1 protein-coding gene is annotated in these 786 nt (G+C 58.4%); it reads right to left on the bottom strand.

The genetic code is table 11. From position 1 onward, the window contains the following. Positions 1–87: 87 nt before the first annotated feature. On the bottom strand, positions 88–786 hold a 699-nt coding region (locus tag AC5ZFO_RS48150; RefSeq protein ID WP_496124287.1), incomplete at its 5' end, for a reverse transcriptase domain-containing protein.

Below are 786 nucleotides of genomic sequence, written 5' to 3'. Positions count from 1 at the left end.
CCCTTGAGATAGGTGAGTGGCGCGGGGCATTGCAGCCCCGCGCTCTCTCAGAACCGGACGTGAACCTCGCGATTCATCCGGCTCCCGTCATCCAACCGTTGCTCCGGCAACCCAGTGAGCGAACAGGCCTGGATTGCGTCGCTTCAGCGATCGCAACCATTCCCATACCGCCAACGTGTGTCCTCGGAACCGTTTGTATTTTCGTGTTGCCCATCGAACGATGTAGGCATCGATCGTGCGCAACTCCTCTTGAAGCTTCGAGGGATAAAACCGCCCGTAGTAGCGCACCCAGCCCGTCAGGACTGGACGGACCCATTTGGCGATTTCCACCAGCTCAAGATCGCTGCGCCGATGCAGCCGCCACCTGCGCACGGTATGCCGCATCCGTTTCCCGGCCTTCTTGCTGACGGCCGGGCTGAATGAGACGAACCGCTCACCGTGTCGATTGTTCGCCATCCTCGGCCGAAAGCTATAGCCGAGGAAGTCAAACGACTGCTCCGGATAAGCGCCGGAGCGATTGGCATCTTTACAATACACGATCTTGGTCTTTTCCGGGTGCAGCCGTAGCCCGCATTCCGCAAACCTCGCTTCCAGCGCCCGACACAAGTCACGCGCCTCCGCTTCGCTTCGGCAATGGTCGATGGCATCATCCGCATATCGTTCAAATGGGACATCCGGATATTCTCGGCTCATCCACAAATCGAACGCATAATGAAGAAAGAGATTCGCCAACAGCGGGCTGATGACAGCCCCCTGCGGAGTTCCTCTTGTGCGCTTGACCAAGCT

This window comes from Bradyrhizobium sp. Unk1 (assembly GCF_059512345.1).
The sequence above is the reverse complement of the archived record's forward strand: the minus strand, read 5'-3'. Positions and strand labels throughout refer to the sequence as shown.